Here is a 19,274-nt window from a genome sequence, read left to right as displayed (position 1 = left end):
CTATCTCTAGAGGCGGCTGGACAAGTCGTCCAGGGCCGCGTGCAAATCAGTGAACTGAAAAATGAAACCGGCAGCCAACAGCCGCTCGGGTACTGCCCTCTGCCCCCCCAGCAATAACCCGGACAACTCGCCCAGCCCCAGCCGCAGGGCAAACGCCGGCATGGGCATGAACGCCGGGCGGTGCAGGACCTGGCCCAGGGTCTTGGCAAACTCGCGGTTACGCACCGGCTGTGGTGCGCAGGCATTATAAGGACCGCTGGCGTCAGGTTTATGCAGAAGAAAATCAATCAGGGCGATTTGATCCTTGATATGCACCCACGGCATCCACTGCCGACCATTGCCGATAGGCCCGCCCAGCGCCAGCTTGAAGGGCAGCAACAGCCGCGACAAAAAGCCGCCCTCAGCCGCTAGCACCAAGCCAGTGCGCACCAGCACCACCCGCAGGCCAAAAGCTTCGGCACGCTGGGCGGTTTCTTCCCAGGCGATGCATAACTGGCTGGGGAAATCGTCCTGCACCGGGCCGCTGGCTTCGGTCAGCTCACGCTCACCGCCATCGCCGTACCAGCCCACCGCCGAGCCGCTGATCAATACCGCAGGTTTGACTGCCAGGCCCTCGAGCCAGGCCAGCAGGGTTTCCGTCAGGCTGATCCGGCTGCTCCACAACAACGCCTTGCGTTTGTGGGTCCAGAGGCGGTCGGCAATCGGCGCGCCAGCCAGGTTGATCACCGCATCCACCGGCTGCGTTACATCCTGCAAACGGGCGACGCCCTGCACTTGCGCACCGCACAGCGCGGCGACCTGAGTGGGGTTGCGGCTCCAGACCGTCAACCGATGCCCCTGGGCGCTCCAGTGTTGGCAGAGCTGGCGGCCGATCAGACCCGTACCGCCGGTCAGCAAAATGTGCATGAGATCTTCCTCCTGTAACGTTGGCCGAGCGTCGCTGGTCTATTTTATAAGCAGGGATCTTTTTAATCGGCGCAACCTAGGTTTAACCATAGGTCACGCGACACATTCAGGCATGCCGAAACTTATACCAAAAAACAATATTGTACAGCTATTGGTGTCGGCGTAGTCTGTACCCAACGGTAAAACGAGGCCTCCCATGACTGTTCCTATCGCGATCATCGGTACCGGCATCGCCGGACTTTCGGCCGCCCGAGCGCTAAAAGATGCCGGGCACGTTGTACAACTCTTCGATAAAAGCCGCGGCAGTGGCGGACGCATGTCCAGCAAGCGCAGCGAAGCCGGTGCACTGGACCTGGGCGCGCAGTATTTCACCGCGCGCGACCGACGTTTCGTCAATGAAGTCCAACGCTGGCAAGCCAATGGCTGGGCTGCCGAGTGGGAGCCGCAACTCTACAATTGCCAATCCGGCCAACTGAGCCCCTCCCCGGACGAACAGACCCGCTGGGTCGGCACCCCGCGTATGAGCGCCATCACCCGCGCCCTGCTCGATGACCTGCCGGTGGAGTTTGGCTGCCGTATCACCGAAGTGTTCCAGGGCCAGCAACACTGGAACCTGCTGGACGCCGATGGCGGCAACCACGGCCCCTTCAGCCACGTGATCATCGCCACCCCGGCGCACCAGGCCACCGCTCTGCTGGCGGCAGCGCCGAAACTGGCGAGCACTGCCGCCGGGGTGAAAATGGACCCGACCTGGGCCATCGCCCTGGCCTTCGACACGCCGCTGGATACCCCCATGGAAGGCTGCTTTGTACAGGACAGCCCCCTGGATTGGCTGGCCCGCAACCGCAGCAAACCCGGGCGCGATGCCACGCCCGACACCTGGATCCTGCATGCCAGCAGTGCCTGGAGTAAAAAGCACCTGGACCTGCCCAAGGAAGCCATTATCGAATTGCTGCACGGCGCCTTTGCCGAATTGCTGCACTGCAGCATGCCGGCGCCCTCCTTCAGCCTCGCCCACCGCTGGCTATACGCCCGCCCCGCGGGCAGCCATGAATGGGGCGTGCTGGCGGACGCCGACCTGGGGTTGTACGTGTGTGGCGACTGGTGCCTGTCCGGCAGGGTCGAAGGCGCATGGCTCAGCGGCCAGGAAGCGGCGCGGCGCCTGCTCGAACACCTGCAATGAACCGCATCAACCCGGCGAAATTGCTGCTCTCGAAATGGACAGCCACGCAACCTCGGCACAAGGAAAAACATTTCCTGGTCACCGAATTGTTTCGCGATGACGAAGGCAGCGTGCTGGAGATTGAACTGCAAGCCGTCCTCACCCGCCGTTCAGAGCGCCTGGCCTGGCAAAGCCTGCAAGATGCCGAGCGCTGGAAAATCGGCTGGACGTAAAAACCTGTACAAATAATTTGACTTGTACAGCCTCAGACCTATGATGAGATTTAGTTGTACAGAAATTAAATTCTGTACAGGAATCTTGTAGAGGTTTTGCCATGTCCACCCCAGTGTCCGCCACCGGCAAACCCAAGATCGCCATCAGCGCCTGCCTGCTTGGCGAAAACGTGCGCTTCAACGGCGGGCACAAGCAATCCCCCCTGTGCAGCCAGACACTCGGTGAATACTTTGACTTCGTGCCGCTGTGCCCCGAAGTCGCCATTGGCCTGGGCATCCCCCGCGAGCCGATTCGCCTGGTGGGCGATCCGCAGCAACCGCAAGCCGTGGGCACCGTGCACCGTGAATTGAATGTAACCGCGCCGCTGGACGCCTATGGTCAACAAATGGCCGCCGAGCATACCGACCTGTGCGGCTACATCTTCATGCAGAAGTCGCCGTCCTGTGGCCTGGAACGGGTCAAGGTCTACCGCGACAACGGCACCCCGGTGGATGGCGGCGGGCGCGGTATCTATGCCCAGGCCTTCTGTGCCCGCCACCCCAACCTGCCGGTGGAAGAAGACGGTCGCCTGCACGACCCGGTGCTGCGCGAAAATTTCCTGACGCGGGTGTTTGTGTATGCCACCTGGCAGCAACTGCTGGCAGAGGGCTTGACCCGTCATCGCCTGCTGGCCTTCCACTCGCGCTACAAATACCTGCTGATGGCCCACAGCCCGGCCCACTACAAGAGCCTGGGTCATCTGCTGGGCAGCATGGGCAAGGGCTGCGACCTGCAAGCCCTGGCCAGCGACTATTTCACTGAGCTGATGAGCGCACTGAAAAAGTGCGCGACCCGTGGCACCCATTCCAACGTGCTGCAACACATCAGCGGCTACCTCAAGCAAGCCCTCAGCGCCGACGACAAACAAGAAATGCAGACCCTGATCGGCCAATACCGTCACGGCATCGTGCCGCTGGTGGTGCCGCTGACCCTGCTCAAACATCACTTTCGCCAACACCCGGACCGCTACATCGCGCAACAGGCGTACCTGCAGCCCCATCCGGAAAATCTCAGCCTGCGTAATGCGATCTAACCCATGAATGTTTCCCTGCAACACCCAACCCCACCCGTCGAAGACGTGGCCCAGGCCCTGGAACAAGGCTGGCTGCCGATTCGCGAAGTGGCGCGCCAGACCGGGGTCAACGCGGTGACTTTGCGCGCGTGGGAGCGGCGCTATGGCTTGATCGTGCCCCAGCGCACCCCCAAGGGCCACCGGCTGTTCAACGCCGAACATGTGCAGCGCATCCAGACCATCCTGACCTGGCTCAACCGTGGCGTGCCGGTCAGCCAGGTCAAGCAGTTGATCGACAACGCCCAGCCGGTGGACGACAGCATCGAAAACGAATGGCAGAGCCTGCGCCAGACGCTGGTGCAGGCCATCGCTCAACTGGCCGAACGCCGCGTGGACGATGTGTTCAACCAGGCCATGGCCCTCTACCCACCGCGCACTCTGTGCGAGCAGCTGTTGTTGCCGCTGCTCAAGGAACTGGAACAGCGCTGGCAGGGCCAGTTCGGCGCACAGATGGAGCGGGTGTTTTTCCACTCCTGGCTGCGCAGCAAATTTGGCGCGCGGATGTATCACAACAATCGCCAGCTCAATGGCCCGCCGCTGCTGTTGATCAACCATTCCGACCTGCCGCTGGAGCCACACCTGTGGCTGAGCGCCTGGCTGGCCAGCAGCGCCGATTGCCCGGTGGAGGTCTTCGACTGGCCGTTGCCCAACGGCGAACTGGCCTTGGCCGTTGAGCATTTGCAACCGCGCGCCGTGCTGCTGTACTCAAGCAAGGCCATCCATCTGGCGGCCCTGCCGAAACTCTTGAGCGGCACCAGTTGCCCAACCCTTATCGCCGGACCAACGGTGTGCATCCACCAGGCCGAGTTGGCGGTATTAACCCAAGACATTCCTCAGTTGTTGCTGGCCGAAGACCCGTTGTCGGCTCATCAACTCCTGATCCAGCGTGGGCTTCTTTAAATGCACCTGATCTGGCTGCGCAGCGATCTGCGCCTGCATGACAACACCGCCCTTGCGGCCGCCTGCGAGCGAGGCCCGACGGCGGCGGTGTACTTGATCACGCCTGGGCAATGGCTGGCCCATGACGACGCACCGTGCAAAGTCGACTTCTGGCTGCGCAACCTCAAGTGCCTGGGCCAGGCCCTGGGTGAGCTGAACATCCCATTGCTGATCCGCCACGCGGACACGTGGGACCAAGCCCCACAGGTATTGCTGCAGTTGTGCCAGGAGTTGTCGGTCCAGACCGTGCACGTCAACGAAGAGTACGGGATCCACGAGAGCCGGCGTGACGCTGCCGTGGCCCAGGCCCTGGAAGCCCAAGGCCTGGGTTTTTACCGCTATCTGGACCAATTGCTGTTCCAGCCCGGCAGCGTGCTGACCAAGACGGGCACCTACTTCCAAGTGTTCAGCCAGTTTCGCAAGGTCTGCTACAACCGCCTGCACAGCGCCCTGCCACGTCGAGTGCCAACCCCCGAGGCCCAGGCCGCGCTGCCATTGGCCAGTGATGCGGTTCCCGAGCAGGTCAAGGGGTTTGCCCCGCCCAGCGACACCCTGCGCGCACTTTGGCCGGCCGGTGAAGACGAGGCACAGCGACGCCTTGAGCAGTTTGCCGACGCTCAGATCAGCTACTACAAGGACGAGCGTGACTACCCGGCCAAGCCCGGCACCAGCCAACTGTCGGCGTACCTCGCAGCCGGCGTGGTTTCGCCGCGCCAGTGCCTGCATGCGGCGCTGCAAAGCAACCAGGGTGAATTCGAAAGCGGCGATATCGGCGCCATCACCTGGATCAACGAGTTGCTGTGGCGCGAGTTCTACAAACATATCCTGGTGGGCTACCCACGGGTGTCGCGCCACCGTGCGTTTCGCCCGGAAACCGAAGCCGTGGCCTGGCGCCATGCCCCCGCTGACCTTGCAGCCTGGCAAGAGGCGCGCACCGGCCTGCCGATCATCGACGCCGCGATGCGCCAACTGCTGGAAACCGGCTGGATGCATAACCGCCTGCGCATGGTGGTGGCGATGTTCCTGACCAAGAACCTGCTGATCGACTGGCGCGAAGGCGAGCGCTTTTTTATGCGGCACTTGATCGACGGTGATCTGGCGGCCAACAACGGCGGCTGGCAGTGGAGTTCGTCCACCGGCACTGATTCGGCACCGTACTTCCGCATTTTCAGCCCGCTGAGCCAGTCTGAAAAGTTCGATGGCGAAGGGCGCTTTATCAAGCAATGGCTGCCGCAACTGGCGGGCTTGAACAAGAAGGAAGTACACAACCCCGACGCCGTTGGCGGGCTGTTTGGCGTGGCCGACTACCCGCGCCCCATCGTCGACCTCAAGCATTCCCGTGAGCGCGCGTTGGCGGCCTTTCGTGCCCTGCCCTCACGCCAGGCGGTGGGAGGCGTGTATGAGTGACTTCCTGCGCCAGTTCGCCCAGTCCTTCGCCCGCCTGGACAAGCACAACCTGCACCTGCTCGACAGCCTGTACAGCCAGGACATATCGTTTACCGACCCACTGCATCAGGTCCACGGTATCAGCGCGCTGCAAGCGTACTTCGCCGAGCTTTATAGCAACGTCGAGCAACTGCGTTTTGACTTCCACGCCTTCGACCACGTGGCCGATGGCGAGGGTTATCTGCGCTGGACCATGAGTTTCTGCCACCCACGCCTGGCGGGTGGCCGACAGATTGAGGTCGAGGGCTGCTCCCATCTGCTATGGCACGACAAGGTTTACCGGCACCGCGATTACTTTGATGCTGGCGCGCTGCTTTACGAACACCTACCGGTCCTTGGCCGGCTGGTCCGTTGGTTGAAAGGGAGAATGGCATGAGCCTGAAATCGCCACGGCGTTATTGGCTGACAGGGGCAAGCAGTGGCATCGGTGCCGCATTGGCCGAAGAGCTGCTCGGCAGTGGTGCGCAGGTGGCGCTGAGTGCGCGCTCCAAGGCGCCACTGGAACAACTGGCCCAACGCTACCCCGGGCAAGTGCTGGTGGTCGCCGGCGACTTGACCAACAGCCAGGTGGTACGGGAAATCGGCGAACAGATCGCGCAAACCTGGGGCGCCCTGGACACCGTGATCCTCAATGCCGGCACCTGCGAATATGTGGATGCCAAGCAGTTCGATGCCTCGATTATCGAACACGTGGTGCGCACCAACCTGCTGGCCAGCAGTTATTGCATCGAAGCCGCGCTGCCGCTGCTGCGTGCCGGGCAAACCCCGCATTTGGTGGGGGTCGCCAGTGCCGTCACCTACCTGCCGATGCCCCGCGCAGAAGCCTATGGCGCGTCCAAGGCCGGCCTGCGCTACTTGTTCGAATCCCTGCGCATCGACCTGTCGCCCGAAGGCATCGACGTCACGGTAGTGAGCCCCGGTTTCGTCGATACCCCACTGACCGAACGCAACGATTTCCCTATGCCTCTGAGCTGGCCGGCCGACAAAGCCGCACGGCATATCTTCGGCAAACTTGAAAAACGCCCACTGGAGATCGCCTTCCCGGCCCTGTTCATCGCCACCCTGTGGCCGCTGTCGAAACTGCCGAACCGCGCGCAACTGATCATCGGCAAACGCATGCTGCGCAGCCCGCCGCCGCACAAGGACAACCTGTGAAAGTCGCGATTATCGGCAGCGGAATTTCCGGGCTGACCAGCGCCTATCTGCTCAGCCGCCGCCATGACATCACGCTGTTCGAAGCCGCCGACCGGATTGGCGGCCATACCCACACGGTAGACGTGACCGTCGACGGCGCACAGTACGCGCTGGACACCGGCTTTATCGTGTTCAACGACTGGACCTACCCCAACTTCATCCGCCTGCTGCAGCAAATTGGCGTTCCGTTCAAGCCGACCCAAATGAGCTTCTCGGTCTGCGCCCCGGAGGAAAACGTCGAGTACAACGGCAATAACCTCAACAGCCTGTTCGCCCAGCGCAGCAATATCCTGTCTCCGGGTTTCTGGGGCATGTTGCGCGACATTCTGCGTTTCAATCGCCAGGCGCCCCTGGATTTGCAGGAACAACGCATCAGCGCGCAGATGACCCTGGGTGAATACTTGCAGGCGGGCAATTATGGCCCGCGGTTTATCCGCCACTACATCGTGCCCATGGGCGCGGCGATCTGGTCGATGTCCCTGGCGGACATGCTGGCCTTCCCGCTGCAGTTCTTCGTGCGGTTCTTCAAGAACCACGGCTTGCTGTCGGTGAATAATAGGCCGCAATGGTGCGTGATCGAAGGCGGGTCCAGCCGCTATATCGAGCCACTGACCCACTCGTTTCGCCAACACATCCGCCTCAACTGCCCGGTACAGAAAGTCGAGCGCACGCCAGAAGGCGCAGTGATCTACAGTGCCGACGGCCGCGAAATCTTCGACAAAGTGATCTTCGCCTGCCACAGCGACCAGGCCCTGGCTTTGCTGGACGATCCCAGCCTGGCCGAACAGCAGATCCTGGGGGCGATAACCTACGCCGACAATGACGTGGTCCTGCACACCGATACGCGCTTGCTGCCCGACCGCCGCCTGGCCTGGGCCAGTTGGAACTATCGGCTGGACGCCAGCACGCACAAGCCGGCAGCCGTCACCTACGCCATGAACATCCTGCAAGGGATCGACAGCGACACCACCTTTTGTGTGAGCCTCAACCAGACAGCGATTATCAACCCGCTGAAAATCCTTGCCCGCTACACCTATGCCCATCCGCAATACAGCCTGGCGGCGGTGGCGGCACAGGCACGCTGGGAAGAACTGCATGGCGCCCAGCACACCTATTATTGCGGGGCCTACTGGGCCAGCGGCTTTCATGAAGACGGCGTGGTCAGCGCCCTGCGCGTGGCCCAGGCGTTTGGGGAAACCCTGTGAACAGCGCCCTCTACAGCGGCTGGATTGCCCATCGGCGATTTACCCCCAAGGGGCATGCCTTTCGCTATCGCATCGGCCTGCTGTACCTGGACCTCAGCGAACAGGAGCAGGTGCTGGGGCTGTCACCGTTGGCCGGCAGTGGCCGCTTCGCGCCCTTTGCGTTTCGCCAGCAGGATTACCTGCGTGAGTTGACCCGCGATGGCACCTGCTTGAGCGACGCCGTGCGCCAACTGGTCGGCACGACCCTTGGGCATACACCCCAAGGCAATATCTGCCTGCTGACCCAGGCCCGCAGTTGGGGCCTGGCATTTAACCCGGTGAGTTTCTTCTACTGCTTCGAGGGCGACGGGCAACTGGCGGCGATTGTCTGTGAAGTGACCAACACCCCGTGGCGCGAGCGCTATCACTATGTGCTGCCCGCCCGGGCCCTGGCGGGCGGCGAGCATCAGCATTTCGCGGTGGCCAAGGCATTTCATGTATCGCCCTTCCTGCCCCGGGATCTGCAATACCGCATGAGCTTCAGCCCGCCCGGCCAACGCCTGGGGGTGCATATGGCCGACTGGCAAGGCGAGAGCAAGGTGTTCGACGCCACCTTGAGCCTGCAACGCGAAGCCCTCGACCGCGCCAGCCTGCATCGCTACTTGCGGCGCTTTCCGTGGATGACCGCCAAGACCTGCCTGGCTATCTACTGGCAAGCCCTGCGCCTGCTCCTTAAACGCACACCGATTTTCCCCCATCAGGCGGCCGATGACGCCTGTGCAATTGGGTATCCCAAGGATCGCCACCATGAAATCCCCTAGCTTATCGATCAAATCCCAGCGCCTGAACATCAACGGCCTGACCGGCGCGCTGTTGCGCAAAGCCGTGCTACGCCAACTCGGCAAGCTGCGCCATGGCCAACTGGTGGTGATCGAGGACGGTGAACGCCAGGTGTTCGGGGCACGGGAAGCGCATTTGTTGGGTGAGATCCAGATCCTCGACCCGGCCGTGTGGGGCCTGGTGGCTGCCAACGGTTCCATCGGCGCGGGCGAGGCGTTCATTCATGGTTTCTGGAGCAGCCCGGACCTGACTGCCGTGGTGCGCGTGATGGTCAGCAACCTTGATGTACTGGACGCCCTCGAGGGTGGCCTGGCCAAGCTGGCCCGCCCCTTCACCCAAGGCTTGCACTGGCTCAACCGCAATACCCGCAAGGGCTCGCAAAAAAACATCGCCGCCCACTACGACCTGGGTAACGACCTGTTCCAGGAGTTTCTCGACCCGACCATGATGTATTCGGCGGCGCAGTTCCTTAGCGCCGACGATACGCTGGAGCAGGCACAACTGAACAAGCTGGAGCGCATCTGCCAGAAACTGGCACTCAAGCCCTCGGACCACTTGCTGGAAATCGGTACTGGCTGGGGCAGCATGGCCCTCTACGCAGCCCAGCAATACGGCTGCCGGGTTACCACGACTACCTTGTCCAAAGAGCAATTTGCCTACACCGAACAGCGCATCCAGGCCTTGGGTTTGCAGAATCAGGTGACGCTGCTGCTGCAGGACTACCGCGACCTGAGCGGGCAGTACGACAAGCTGGTGTCCATTGAAATGATCGAAGCGGTTGGCCATCGTTTCTTGCCCACCTACTTCAAGCAATGCGCACACTTGCTCAAGAGCGACGGGCTGATGTTGCTGCAGGCCATCACCATTCGCGAACAACGCTACGAACAGGCCAAAAGCAGCGTCGACTTTATCCAGCGCTACATCTTCCCCGGCGGCGCCCTGCCCTGTGTACAGAAGATGTTGCAGATCGTCAGCCGCGACACCGATATGAACCTGCTGCACATGGAAGACTTCGGCCTGCATTACGCGCGAACCCTGCGCTTGTGGCATGAGAACTTTCGCCGCGCCCATGGCCGGCTCACGGAATTGGGCTACGACGAATACTTCCTGCGGTTGTGGGAGTTCTACCTGTGCTACTGCGAAGGCGGCTTTATGGAGCGCACCATCGGCACTGCGCAATTGCTGCTGGCCAAGCCCAGCGCGGTGACACAACCGCTGCTCGGGCGTTTCAATGCTTAAAAACCTGGCCAATGCCGCGCTGTTCCAGTGCGGCTGGTTTGCCTGTGTGATGGGGGGCGAAAGCCTGTGGTTATTGCTCGGGCTGGTCGTGCTGGCAATTCACCTGCTGTGGATAACTTCATGGGCCGCTGAGGGGCGGTTGATCTTGAGCGTGACCGTGCTCGGTACCCTGCTCGACACGCTATTGCGCACGTTAGGCGTGTTCGAGTTCAGTGAACCCGGCCCGTTGATTCCTGGGTGGTTGATGTTGCTGTGGGCGTTGCTGGCGACCACCTTGCGCCATTGCCTGGCCTGGAGCGCCCGGCCCTGGTGGCGCGCAAGCCTGCTGGGGGGCGTGGGCGGGCCGCTGTCGTACTACGCCGGCAGCCAGTTGGCAGGCGTGAGCTTCGGATTTGCCACAGCCCCGACCCTGGTGGCAATCGCGCTGCTTTGGGCCGTGGTATTTCCCGGCCTGCACCGGCTCGCGCGCTGACGTCCGTCAGAGCTTTCACACGCATTCGACCGGCTTGCCTTACACTGCGCGTCTATGACCAACATCCCCCACACCCAAATCACCGAACCCGCCGTCACCTGTTCCACGTGCGCAGCCTGCTGCTGTCAATTGGAAGTCATGCTGATCACCGACACCGGCGTGCCTGATCGCTATATCGACACGGACGATTGGGGCGGCGAAGTCATGCTGCGCCTGGACGACGGCTGGTGCGCCGCGCTGGATCGCGACACGATGATGTGCACGATCTATGAAAAACGACCGCTGATTTGCCGGGAGTTCGAGATGGGCGCGCCGGAGTGCCTTGAAGAGCGCCAGGGGATTGCAACGGTCTACCGCTGATTCTGAAAACGGTGGTGGTCAAATGTGGGAGCTGGCTTGTGTGGGAGCTGGCTTGCCTGCGATAGCATCACTGCGGTTTGCCTGAAGCACCGAGTCGTCTGCATCGCGGGCAAGCCCGGCTCCCACACAAGCCCGCTCCTACATCGGTCGGGCTGTGCTTGGGGAGTATCAGAGCGGCATGGTGTAGTTCAACGAATAGCTCTCGATACCATCGTTGTGGCTGCTGATGCCCGCGTTGGAATAGTGCGTGGCACGGATCCCCACCTGATGCCCGCCAGCGAAGCGCAAGCCAAAGCCCAGCCGATCTTCGAACTGGAAAGCCCCGCCAATGTTGTTGTCTTCCACCTTTGTGCGTGAGAACAGCGCCACGCCGATCCCCGCTTCGATGTAGGGTTTCACCGACTCGCCGGCGAACTCATACACAAACACCGGGGAAAACGACAAGCTGCTGACACTGGCGCGTTCGTCACCATCCCAGAAGGTATAGGCGCCGCTCCAGTAGCCGGTCAGGCGCCCGACATCGCTCTGAAACCAGCTCTTGTCCCAGTCCGATTGCAGGCCCAGGCGATAGGTCATGGTCGAATCGCTTGTATGCCCCACCCCAAATTCCAGGCCGGCAGCCTGGGAAGAAACAGAGTGCCCTACCAAAACGGCCGCAATCGCGGCCAAACAGAACAAGCGCTTCATAAGAAACATCCTTTCCAAACGAAGTTGTATGGTTTTGTATTGCTCATCAAGAGCTATAGAAATCACGGACAACGCAGAAGTTCAGCTGAAAAACCCGCTATTTCACGAATTTTTCACAGGGCGAAGCTTCGCACAACGCCGCTGAATTTCCATAGTGTGGGTAGGATATTTCTGAGATGTTGCGGATCACCGCTGGTCCAGAATTGCGCCGCCCGAGGATTGCCCTCGGCCAGCAGTTGGCGTTCGCCCAGCAGGCGCTGCAACTGACGCGCCACTGCCGCGCCGGTGTCGATCAGGATGATTGACGGTGGCAGCAGCGTCGCCAGCAATGGCTTGAGGAAAGGATAGTGAGTGCAGCCCAGAATAATGGTGTCGCACCCGGCCTCGATCAGCGGCGCGACATACCCTTGCAGCATCTGGCGTAGCGCCGGGCTGTTGAGGTCGCCGGCTTCGATCAGCTCTACCAGCCCCGGGCAAGGTTGCGTCACCACCCGCACATCGGTGGCGAAGCGATCCAGCAGCGCGGCGAACTTGGCGCTTTGCAAGGTGCCCGTGGTGGCAAGTACCCCGACCACACCACTGCGCGTCGCGGCAGCCGCAGGTTTGACCGCCGGCTCCATGCCCACCAGCGGCCAATCCGGATAATCACTGCGCAAATCCGCGACCGCCGCCACAGTTGCCGTGTTGCAGGCAATCACAAAGGCCTTGGCACCCTGCCCGCGGAAAAACTCTGCAACCACCCGCGAACGTTCGCGAATGAATGCAGGGGTTTTCTCGCCGTAGGGGATATGCCCGCAATCCGCCACGTACAGCAGCGACTCATGGGGCAACAAACGATGAATTTCGTCGAGCACCGACAGGCCGCCGACCCCGGAGTCGAATACACCAATCGGTGCATCCTTAACCATGCTGGCGACCGCAGACGCTGCAAGCGGGATCACGCTTGACCCGCAGCTCGCGAAAACGTGTGCCCAGGGCGTCGATCAGCAGCAGGCGGCCGACCAGGGGTTCGCCAAAACCGGCCAGCAGCTTCAGGGCTTCCAAGGCTTGCAGGCTGCCGACCAGGCCTACCAACGGACCGGCGACGCCGGCTTCGCTGCAGGTCAGCTCGGTGTCGCTGCCGTGCCCATATAAACAGTGGTAGCACGGGCTTTCCGGGCGCCGCGGATCGAACACCGAGAGTTGGCCTTCCAGGCGAATCGCCGCACCGCTGACCAAAGGCTTGCCAGCTTCGACACACGCCGCGTTCACCGCTTCGCGGGTCGCGAAGTTGTCGCAGCAATCGAGCACCAGGTCCACGCCGGCTACAGCAGCGGCCAACGAATCAACGTCCAGCGCAGCGCGGTGGGCAACCAGCCGGATCTCGGGGTTGATCGCGCTCAAGCGGCGGATAGCCGAATCGACCTTGCTCAGGCCGACGCTGTCGGTGTCGTGGATGATCTGGCGTTGCAGGTTGGTCAGGTCGACGGTATCAAAGTCCGCCAGATGCAGCTCACCCACACCGGCGGCTGCCAGGTACAGGGCCACCGGAGCACCGAGGCCACCCAGGCCGACGATCAATACACGGCTGTTTTTCAGGCGCAACTGGCCTTCGATATCGACCTGTTGCAACAGAATCTGTCGGCTATAGCGCAACAGCTCCTGATCGGTCAGCACGGCCGGCGTCCCAGGCTGATGCGCTCATGCCCGCCGAGGTCGATACGGCTGTGGACCTCGGCAAAACCTTGCGCCAGCAACAGGTCACGCACGGCCGGCGCCTGGTCGTAACCATGCTCCAGCAGCAACCAGCCATCGGCCTCCAGGTGCAGCGGCGCCTGGGCGATGATCAGGCGCAGGTCGTCCAGGCCATCGTGACCTGCGACCAGTGCGCTGGCGGGTTCGAAGCGCACATCGCCCGCCACCAGGTGCGGATCGTTGTCGGCAATATAGGGGGGATTGCTGATGATCAGGTGATAGGTGTGATCTTTCAGGGCGCTGAACCAGTGGCTGTTGAGCACCGTGACGTTATCCAGGTGCAGGCGCTGGCGATTGCGCTCGGCCAGGGCCACGGCCTCAAATACGCGATCTACCGCGGTCACGCGCCAGGCCGGGCGCTCGCTGGCCAGGGCCAGGGCGATGGCGCCGCTGCCGGTGCCCAGGTCGAGGACGTTGGCCGGGCTGGCGGGCAATAATTCCAGGGCCGCTTCCACCAGCAGTTCGGTGTCGGGGCGCGGGATCAACGTGTGCGGCGCAACTTCCAGGTCGAGCTTCCAGAAGCCCTGCTGGCCGAGGATGTAGGCCACCGGCTCACCGCTGCGACGACGTTGCAGGTAGCCGGCAAAACGTAGCGCGTCTTCGCTGCTGACGATTTTTTCTGGCCAGGTGTGCAGGTAGCTGCGGGACTTGCCCAGGGCAGCCGCCAGCAGCAACTCCGCATCCAGACGGGCAGTCGGCGAGTCGGGCAGCTCGGCGGCGCGCAACAAGCTGGCAATAATGGTCATTTATTCACCTATCGCGGCCAGTTGGTCGGCCTGGTATTCGGCAAGCAACGGCTCGATCACTGCGTCCACGCCACCGGCAAGGATTTCGTCCAGGGAATACAGGGTCAGGTTGACCCGATGGTCGGTGACCCGGCCCTGGGCGTAGTTATAGGTGCGAATGCGCTCGGACCGGTCACCCGAGCCCACCAGCAACTTGCGCTCGCTGGCAATCGCGTTGGCGGCGGCGCTGGTCTGCTGGTCGTTGAGCTTGGCCGACAGCCAGGACATGGCCCGCGCACGGTTCTTGTGCTGGGACCGCTCTTCCTGGCACTCCACCACAATGCCGGACGGCAAGTGAGTGATGCGGATCGCCGAGTCGGTCTTGTTGACGTGCTGGCCACCGGCGCCGGACGAACGATAGGTGTCGACACGCAAATCTGCCGGATTGATTTCGATGGTTTCCTGCTCGTCCGGCTCGGGCAATACCGCCACGGTGCAGGCCGAGGTGTGGATGCGGCCTTGGGACTCGGTGGCTGGAACGCGCTGTACGCGGTGGGCGCCGGATTCGAACTTCAGCTTGCCGTAGACGTTCTCGCCTTCGACCCGGGCGATGATTTCCTTATAGCCGCCGTGCTCCCCTTCGTTCTCGGAGAGGATTTCGACACGCCAGCCGCGACGCTCGGCATAGCGCGAATACATGCGGAACAGGTCGCCGGAGAAGATCGCCGCCTCGTCGCCGCCGGTACCGGCGCGGATTTCCAGGAAGACGTTGCGCCCATCGTTAGGATCCTTGGGCAGCAGCATGCGTTGCAGATCGCCTTCCAGCTCAACGAGCTTTTCCTTGGCTTCGCGGACTTCTTCCACGGCCATTTCACGCATGTCCGGGTCGCTGTCCTTGAGCAGCGCCTGGGCGCCTTCGAGGTCGGCCTGCACTTTGAGCAGTTGCGAGTAGGTGGTCACGATCGGCTCAACTTCGGCGTATTCCTTGGAATAGGCGCGGAACTTGGTTTGATCGGAAATAACCTCGCCATCGCCAAGCAAGGCGGTCAGTTCTTCGAAACGGTCCTGGAGCACGTCCAGTTTATTGAGCAGTGACGCTTTCATTGCAGTTTTTTATCCGAAGAGCTGTCTGACGCGCCCTCACCGAGGGCAAAGAGTTCCTGGGCCATGGCCAGCGCATCGAGGCGGCCTTCGGCTGTCAGTTTTTTAAGCTGTACGCTGGGAGCATGCAACAGCTTGTTGGTGAGGCCACGGGCCAATTGCATCAAAATATCTTCAGCGTTACCGCCATTGGCCAGCAGACGCTGGGCCTTGAGCAATTCCTCGTCACGCAAGCGCTCGCCCTGTTGGCGATAGGCCTTGAGCACATCCACGGCAGCCAGCTCGCGCAGGCGCACCATAAAGTCATCGGCGCCGATCGCGACCATTTCCTCGGCCGCCTGGGCAGCACCCTGGCGGCTCTTGAGGTTTTCGGCGACCACTTCATGCAGGTCGTCGACGCTATAGAGGTAAACGTCGTCCAACTCGCCGACTTCTGGCTCGATATCACGGGGAACGGCGATATCCACCATGAAAATCGGCTTGTGCTTGCGCAGCTTCAACGCGCTTTCCACCGCCCCCTTGCCCAGGATCGGCAACTGGCTGGCGGTGGAGCTGATCACGATATCGCTGCGCACCAGCTCGGCCGGGATGTCAGCCAGCAATACCGCGTGGGCACCGAACTCTTCGGCCAGGATGCTGGCGCGCTCCAGGGTTCGGTTGGCTACCACGATACGCTTGACGCCCAGGTCATGCAGGTGCCGGGCGACCAGGGTGATGGTCTCGCCCGCGCCGATCAGCAGGGCCTGGCTGCGCTGCAGGTCGCTGAAGATCTGCTTGGCCAGGCTGACGGCAGCAAAAGCCACGGAGACCGGGTTTTCACCGATCGCCGTATCGGTGCGCACCTGCTTGGCCGAATTGAAGGTGGCCTGGAACAAACGCCCCAGCAACGGCCCTACGGTCCCGGCTTCGCGGGCCACGGCGTAGGCCGACTTCATCTGGCCGAGGATTTGCGGTTCGCCCAGCACCAGCGAATCAAGCCCGGATGCAACACGCATCATGTGACGAACTGCCGCATCATCTTCATGCACATAAGCACTGGCGCGCAGGTCATCCAGGCTCAAATGATGGTAATCAGCCAGCCAGCGCAGCACGACATCCGCCGAAAGATGTTCCTGCTCTATATAGAGCTCACTGCGATTGCAGGTGGAAAGGATCGCAGCTTCGCGGCTGTCGGTGAGCCGGCACAGCTGCTGCAAAGCCTCAACCAATTGCTCCGGGGTAAACGCCACGCGCTCGCGGACGTCTACAGAAGCAGTCTTGTGGTTGATACCCAGAGCAAGGAAGGCCATTCAATATCGCTGATGATGTCGAGAAGCCGACAATTGTCCTACTTCGACTCATCCAGAACAACCACCGTCGTCTATTGTCCTAATGCCTTGTGTCTATAAAGACCCTTTGCAGGAGCGAGCTTGCTCGCAAAAATCGTCAACGAAAACGCTGGCACCTTGGGTAAACGCGGCGTCTTGGCGTTTTTCGCGAGCAAGCTCGCTGCTACATAGAAGGCATTTAAGGCAATACGAGTGCCCCGGTTATGTTTGGCCGAGGGCTTGTGTCATGATGATCCGACCGCAGGTTAGTCGTCCTCTTCCTATATGAATAGATCTTCCGCGTTGCTCCTTGCCCTTGCCTTCCTCGGGGGCTGCCAGTCCATGGCCCCCGTATCGTCGCAGAGTCCTGCGCCGGTGGAAGACAGCACCCCCGCCCCTGAAAAGCCCAAGGTTTATTCCTCGTTCAGCGAAGAAACGGTGTTCAGCCTGCTGAGCGCGGAGCTCGCCGGCCAGCGCAATCGTTTCGACATTGCCCTGGATAACTACGTGACCCAGGCCATCAACACCCAGGACCCGGGGATCTCCGAGCGAGCGTTTCGCATCGCCGAATACCTGGGCGCCGACCAGGCAGCCCTGGATACCGCGTTGATCTGGGCGAAAAACGCCCCGGACGACCTGGAGGCCCAGCGCGCCGCAGCGATCCAGCTGGCGCGGGCCGGGCGCTACGACGACTCCATGGTCTACATGGAGAAAGTCTTGCAGGGCAAGGGCGATACCCACTTTGACTTCCTCGCCCTCTCCGCGGCCGATACCGACCAGGACACCCGCGATGGCCTGATGAAGAGTTTCGACCGCCTGCTGCAAAAGCACCCGAGCAACGGCCAGTTGGTATTTGGCAAGGCGCTGTTGTTGCAACAGGATGACGAACCGCAAGCCGCCCTCAAGTTGCTGGAGCAAAACCCGCCGGAAGAAGGTGAAATAGCCCCGCTGCTGTTGCGCGCACGCCTGCTGCAAAGCCTCAACCGGGGCAAGGAAGCCTTGCCGCTGCTGCAAAAGAGCATCAAGAAGTATCCGGACGACAAGCGCCTGCGCCTGACTTACGCGCGCATGTTGGTGGAACAGGACCGCATGGAAGACGCCAAGGTGGAGTTCGCCAGCCTGGTCCAGCAATACCCGGATGATGACGAACTACGTTACTCCCTGGCGCTGGTCTGCCTGGAAGCCAAGGCCTGGGAAGAGGCCAAGGGTTACCTGGAAGAACTGATCGCCCGGGAAAGCCACGTCGACTCGGCCCACCTGAACCTGGGGCGCATCGCCGAGGAACGGGATGACCCGCAAGGCGCGCTGATCGAGTACGCCCAGGTCGGCCCCGGCAACGACTACCTGCCGGCGCAACTGCGCCAGGCCGATATCCTGATGAACAACGGCCGCACTGACGAAGCCGAAAAACGCCTGGCCGCTGCCCGCGATGCCGAGCCGGACTATGCCATCCAGCTGTATCTGATCCAGGCCGAGACCTTGTCGGCCAACAATCAGGGGGAGCGTGCCTGGAAAATCCTCGCCCAGGCCCTGCTGCAATACCCCGACGACCTGAACTTGCTGTACACCCGCGCCATGCAGGCCGAGAAACGCAATGACCTGGCGCAGATGGAAAAGGACCTGCGCCTGATCATCAAGCGCGATCCGGACAATGCCATGGCACTGAACGCCCTGGGCTACACCTTGTCAGACCGTACAACGCGCTATGCCGAGGCCAAGGTCCTGATCGAACAGGCGCACCAGCTCAACCCGGAAGACCCGGCAGTGCTGGACAGCCTGGGCTGGGTGAATTACCGCCTGGGCAACCTCGACGAAGCCGAACGCCTGTTGCGCCAAGCCCTGGAGCGGTTCCCCGACCAGGAAGTGGCCGCACACCTGGGCGAAGTGCTCTGGGCCAAGGGCAACCAACGCGAAGCCCGACAAATCTGGGCCAAGTTCCTCAAGGAACAACCCGACAGCCCTATCCTGCGCAGCACCATCAAGCGCCTGACCGGATCCGAGACTCTTTAATTCTATGTTTTTGCGCCACGCCATCGTTTTCAGTTTTATCGCCCTGCTCGCCGGTTGTGCGGGCTTCGGTGCCCGCGAATCCGTCGAAGGCCAGGGCAACCCGGCGCAGTGGCGCCAGCACAAGGATCAGCTCAGCAGCATTGATGGCTGGCAGATCGAAGGCAAGATCGGCGTGCGTGCACCGAAGGATTCGGGCAGCGGCACCTTGTTCTGGCTGCAACGCCAGGATTATTACGACATCCGCCTCTCTGGCCCCCTGGGCCGTGGCGCTGCACGCCTGACCGGGCGACCGGGGCAAGTGAGCCTCGAAGTGGCCAACCAGGGCCGCTATGAAGCGCCATCACCGGAGGCGTTGCTTGAAGAGCAGGTCGGCTGGAAGCTGCCGGTCTCGCACCTGGTCTGGTGGGTTCGCGGCCTGCCCGCGCCTGACAGCAAGAGCCGCTTGAGCCTCAATGGCGATAGCCGCCTGGCCACCCTGGAACAGGATGGCTGGCAGGTTGAGTACCTCAGTTATGTGGAGCAAAGCGGCTATTGGCTGCCCGAGCGCATCAAGCTGCACGGCAGCAACCTTGACGTCACGCTGGTGATCAAGGACTGGCAACCGCGCAAGCTGGGGCAGTGAC

General features: G+C 61.8%; 21 protein-coding genes. 14 read left to right on the top strand and 7 right to left on the bottom strand.

All coding sequences use genetic code 11. The features are described 5' to 3' along the window. Positions 1-6: 6 nt before the first annotated feature. Positions 7-906 (bottom strand): TIGR01777 family oxidoreductase, encoded by a 900-nt coding sequence (locus tag C5F71_RS17535; RefSeq protein WP_070996797.1) that lies wholly within the window; start codon positions 904-906, stop codon positions 7-9. A gap of 196 nt (positions 907-1,102) precedes the next feature. On the opposite strand from C5F71_RS17535, the gene C5F71_RS17530 reads away from it, so the two are divergent. The 12 genes from C5F71_RS17530 (at position 1,103) to C5F71_RS17475 (ending at position 11,087) form a co-directional block, all read left to right on the top strand. Next, positions 1,103-2,089: an NAD(P)/FAD-dependent oxidoreductase gene (locus C5F71_RS17530; protein ID WP_029295620.1), complete on the top strand. Its 987-nt coding sequence runs from the start codon at positions 1,103-1,105 to the stop codon at positions 2,087-2,089. Beyond that, a complete protein-coding gene (locus C5F71_RS17525; RefSeq protein WP_070996794.1) occupies positions 2,086-2,301 on the top strand; it encodes a TIGR02450 family Trp-rich protein in 216 nt (71 codons plus the stop codon). Before C5F71_RS17530 ends, C5F71_RS17525 begins: the two co-directional genes overlap by 4 nt. A 113-nt stretch (positions 2,302-2,414) precedes the next feature. Further along, positions 2,415-3,374 (top strand): DUF523 and DUF1722 domain-containing protein, encoded by a 960-nt coding sequence (locus tag C5F71_RS17520; RefSeq protein ID WP_083335493.1) that lies wholly within the window; start codon positions 2,415-2,417, stop codon positions 3,372-3,374. Positions 3,375-3,377: 3 nt separating this feature from the next. Then, positions 3,378-4,313 (top strand): MerR family transcriptional regulator, encoded by a 936-nt coding sequence (locus C5F71_RS17515; RefSeq protein ID WP_104911615.1) that lies wholly within the window; start codon positions 3,378-3,380, stop codon positions 4,311-4,313. Next, positions 4,314-5,759, top strand: coding sequence for a deoxyribodipyrimidine photo-lyase (gene phrB, locus C5F71_RS17510; protein WP_104911614.1), 1,446 nt, complete (start codon positions 4,314-4,316; stop codon positions 5,757-5,759). After that, positions 5,752-6,174: a nuclear transport factor 2 family protein gene (locus C5F71_RS17505; protein ID WP_104911613.1), complete on the top strand. Its 423-nt coding sequence runs from the start codon at positions 5,752-5,754 to the stop codon at positions 6,172-6,174. The genes phrB and C5F71_RS17505 overlap by 8 nt, the downstream gene beginning before the upstream one ends. After that, the gene (locus tag C5F71_RS17500; protein ID WP_029295635.1) at positions 6,171-6,953 is read left to right on the top strand and encodes an SDR family oxidoreductase; all 783 of its coding nucleotides are present in this window, start codon (positions 6,171-6,173) and stop codon (positions 6,951-6,953) included. The genes C5F71_RS17505 and C5F71_RS17500 overlap by 4 nt, the downstream gene beginning before the upstream one ends. Further along, positions 6,950-8,197, top strand: coding sequence for an NAD(P)/FAD-dependent oxidoreductase (locus C5F71_RS17495; protein ID WP_029295640.1), 1,248 nt, complete (start codon positions 6,950-6,952; stop codon positions 8,195-8,197). The genes C5F71_RS17500 and C5F71_RS17495 overlap by 4 nt, the downstream gene beginning before the upstream one ends. After that, positions 8,194-8,997 (top strand): DUF1365 domain-containing protein, encoded by an 804-nt coding sequence (locus tag C5F71_RS17490; RefSeq protein ID WP_070996784.1) that lies wholly within the window; start codon positions 8,194-8,196, stop codon positions 8,995-8,997. The genes C5F71_RS17495 and C5F71_RS17490 overlap by 4 nt, the downstream gene beginning before the upstream one ends. Continuing rightward, positions 8,984-10,255 (top strand): cyclopropane-fatty-acyl-phospholipid synthase family protein, encoded by a 1,272-nt coding sequence (locus tag C5F71_RS17485; RefSeq protein WP_092233548.1) that lies wholly within the window; start codon positions 8,984-8,986, stop codon positions 10,253-10,255. The genes C5F71_RS17490 and C5F71_RS17485 overlap by 14 nt, the downstream gene beginning before the upstream one ends. After that, positions 10,248-10,727, top strand: coding sequence for a DUF2878 domain-containing protein (locus C5F71_RS17480; protein ID WP_104911612.1), 480 nt, complete (start codon positions 10,248-10,250; stop codon positions 10,725-10,727). Before C5F71_RS17485 ends, C5F71_RS17480 begins: the two co-directional genes overlap by 8 nt. A 54-nt stretch (positions 10,728-10,781) precedes the next feature. Next, positions 10,782-11,087: a YkgJ family cysteine cluster protein gene (locus tag C5F71_RS17475; protein WP_029295648.1), complete on the top strand. Its 306-nt coding sequence runs from the start codon at positions 10,782-10,784 to the stop codon at positions 11,085-11,087. 168 nt (positions 11,088-11,255) lie between these two features. Here C5F71_RS17475 and C5F71_RS17470 read toward each other — a convergent pair whose 3' ends face one another. From C5F71_RS17470 to hemA, 6 genes are all read right to left on the bottom strand, one after another. Then, on the bottom strand, positions 11,256-11,774 hold the full coding sequence (locus C5F71_RS17470; RefSeq protein WP_104911611.1) for an acyloxyacyl hydrolase: 519 nt from the start codon (positions 11,772-11,774) through the stop codon (positions 11,256-11,258). A 113-nt stretch (positions 11,775-11,887) separates the two neighbouring features. Further along, positions 11,888-12,682 carry a glutamate racemase gene (gene murI / locus C5F71_RS17465; protein WP_029295652.1) on the bottom strand — a complete coding sequence of 265 codons (795 nt, stop codon included), beginning with the start codon at positions 12,680-12,682 and terminating at the stop codon, positions 11,888-11,890. Continuing rightward, on the bottom strand, positions 12,675-13,430 hold the full coding sequence (locus tag C5F71_RS17460; protein ID WP_092233535.1) for a molybdopterin-synthase adenylyltransferase MoeB: 756 nt from the start codon (positions 13,428-13,430) through the stop codon (positions 12,675-12,677). The genes murI and C5F71_RS17460 overlap by 8 nt, the downstream gene beginning before the upstream one ends. After that, on the bottom strand, positions 13,424-14,254 hold the full coding sequence (gene prmC / locus C5F71_RS17455; RefSeq protein ID WP_104911610.1) for a peptide chain release factor N(5)-glutamine methyltransferase: 831 nt from the start codon (positions 14,252-14,254) through the stop codon (positions 13,424-13,426). The genes C5F71_RS17460 and prmC overlap by 7 nt, the downstream gene beginning before the upstream one ends. Then, the gene (prfA, locus tag C5F71_RS17450) at positions 14,255-15,337 is read right to left on the bottom strand and encodes a peptide chain release factor 1 (RefSeq protein ID WP_029295658.1); all 1,083 of its coding nucleotides are present in this window, start codon (positions 15,335-15,337) and stop codon (positions 14,255-14,257) included. Further along, positions 15,334-16,623: a glutamyl-tRNA reductase gene (gene hemA / locus C5F71_RS17445; RefSeq protein ID WP_029295660.1), complete on the bottom strand. Its 1,290-nt coding sequence runs from the start codon at positions 16,621-16,623 to the stop codon at positions 15,334-15,336. Before hemA ends, prfA begins: the two co-directional genes overlap by 4 nt. Positions 16,624-16,926: 303 nt before the next feature. Between hemA and C5F71_RS17440 the strand changes: the two genes are divergently transcribed. After that, positions 16,927-18,651 carry a tetratricopeptide repeat protein gene (locus C5F71_RS17440; RefSeq protein ID WP_104911609.1) on the top strand — a complete coding sequence of 575 codons (1,725 nt, stop codon included), beginning with the start codon at positions 16,927-16,929 and terminating at the stop codon, positions 18,649-18,651. A gap of 4 nt (positions 18,652-18,655) precedes the next feature. Beyond that, positions 18,656-19,273, top strand: a complete 618-nt coding sequence (gene lolB / locus C5F71_RS17435; protein WP_070996768.1) for a lipoprotein insertase outer membrane protein LolB — start codon at positions 18,656-18,658, stop codon at positions 19,271-19,273. Position 19,274 lies beyond the last annotated feature (1 nt).

The sequence above is a fragment of the Pseudomonas sp. LG1D9 genome (assembly GCF_002949995.1).
GTDB lineage: Bacteria > Pseudomonadota > Gammaproteobacteria > Pseudomonadales > Pseudomonadaceae > Aquipseudomonas > Aquipseudomonas proteolytica.
The sequence above is the reverse complement of the archived record's forward strand: the minus strand, read 5'-3'. Positions and strand labels throughout refer to the sequence as shown.